1 protein-coding gene is annotated in these 2,292 nt (G+C 64.5%); it reads right to left on the reverse strand.

Going from position 1 to position 2,292, the window contains the following annotated elements:
• On the reverse strand, positions 1-2,292 hold a 2,292-nt coding region (locus ACZYSM_RS29055; protein WP_489077098.1), incomplete at both ends, for an Ig-like domain-containing protein.

Raw genomic sequence — 2,292 nt, forward strand, 5'->3', positions numbered from 1 at the left:
TGGCCGATCGGCGCGCTGGCTGAGTTCAGCGTGAACAGGTGCCCGTCATCGACATCAGTGTCGTTGGCCAGCACATCGAGGGTCAGGGTCTGGTTTTCCGTGCCGGCGGCCACATCGGCCACCGCCAGCGGAGCGTCGTTGGTGCCGGTGATGGTCACGTCCACGCTGCTGGTCGAGAGTGCTCCGTGTTCGTCCTGCATCGTGTAGCTGAGCGTGACGTGTTCGACCGCGCCTTGCGCCAGATGATCGAAGTCGGCCCCCGGGTTGAACAGCAGCTGGTTGCCGACCACGCTGGCGCTGCCCTTGCTCGCCGGCGCACTCGCCGAGTTCAGGGTGAACAGGTGGCCGTCATCGACGTCGGTGTCGTTGCTCAGCACGTCGATCGTCAGGGTCTGGTTTTCCGTGCCGGCAGCCACATCGGCCACCGCCACCGGAGCGTCGTTGGTGCCGGTGATGGTCACATCCACCGTGGAGCTCGAGAGTGCTCCGTGTTCATCCTGCATCTGGTAGCTGAGCGTCACGTGCTCGATCGCGCCTTGCGCCAGATGGTCGAAGTCGGCCCCCGGGTTGAACAGCAGCTGGTTACCCGCGACGCTGGCCGTGCCCTTTTCGGTCGGCGCGCCGGCGCTGACCAAGGTGAACACATGGTTGTCATCGACATCGGTGTCGTTGCTCAGCACGTCGATCGTCAGGGTCTGGTTTTCCGTGCCAGCAGCCACATCGGCCACCGCCACCGGAGCGTCGTTGGTGCCGGTGATGGTCACGTCCACGGTGGAATTCGAGAGCGCCCCGTGTTCGTCCTGCATCGTGTAGCTGAGCGTCACGTGCTCGACCGCGCCTTGCGCCAGATGATCGAAATCGCTTCCCGGGTTGAACAGCAGCTGGTTGCCGACCACGCTGGCGCTGCCCTTGTTCGCCGGCGCGCTCGCCGAGTTCAGCGTGAACAGGTGGCCGTCATCGACGTCGGTGTCGTTGGCCAGCACGTCGATCGTCAGGGTCTGGTTCTCGGTACCGGCGGCCGTATCGGCCACCGCTATCGGCCCGTCGTTGGTGCCAGTGATCGTCACGTCCACCGTGGAACTCGAGAGCGCCCCGTACTGATCCTGCATCTGGTAGGTGAGCGTCACGTGCTCGACCGCACCCTGCGCCAGGTGGTCGAAGTTGGTCCCTGGGTTGAACACCAGCTGGTTACCGACCACGCTGGCGCTGCCCTTGTTCGCCGGCGCACTGACCGAGTTCAGCGTGAACACATGGTTGTCATCGACGTCGGTGTCATTGGCCAGCACATCGAGGGTCAGGGTCTGGTTCTCTGTGCCGGCGGCCACATCGGCCACCGCCACCGGAGCGTCGTTGGTGCCGGTGATCGTTACGTCCACCGTGGAACTCGAGATCGCCCCGTGTTCATCCTGCATCTGGTAGCTGAGTGTCACATGCTCGATGACGCCTTGCGCCAGATGATCGAAGTCGGCCCCCGGGTTGAACACCAGCTGGTTGCCGACCACGCTGACCGTGCCTTGGCCGATCGGCGCGCTGGCTGAGTTCAGCGTGAACAGGTGCCCGTCATCGACATCGGTGTCGTTGCCCAGCACGTCGAGGGTCAGGGTCTGGTTTTCCGTGCCGGCCGCCACATCGGCCACCGCCACCGGACCATCGTTGGTGCCAGTGATGGTCACGTCCACCGTGGAACTCGAGAGCGCCCCGTGTTCGTCCTGCATCTGGTAGCTGAGCGTCACGTGCTCGACCGCGCCCTGCGCCAGATGATCGAAGTCGCTTCCGGGGTTGAATAGCAGCTGGTTGCCGACCACGCTGACCGTGCCTTGGCCGATCGGCGCGCTGGCTGAGTTCAGCGTGAACAGGTGCCCGTCATCGACATCGGTGTCGTTGGCCAGCACATCGAGGGTCAGGGTCTGGTTTTCCGTGCCGGCGGCCACATCGGCCACCGCCAGCGGAGCGTCGTTGGTGCCGGTGATGGTCACGTCCACGCTGCTGGTCGAGAGTGCTCCGTGTTCGTCCTGCATCGTGTAGCTGAGCGTGACGTGCTCGACCGCGCCTTGCGCCAGGTGGTCGAAGTCAACCCCCGGATTGAACAGCAGCTGGTTGCCCGCGACGCTGGCCGTGCCCTTTTCGGTCGGCGCGCCGGCGCTGACCAAGGTGAACACATGGTTGTCATCGACATCGGTGTCATTGGCCAGCACATCGAGGGTCAGGGTCTGGTTCTCTGTGCCAGCGGCTACATCGGCCACCGCTACCGGAGCGTCATTGGTGCCGGTGATCGTTACGTCCACCGTGGAG

The organism is Pseudomonas sp. F220 (assembly GCF_057813935.1).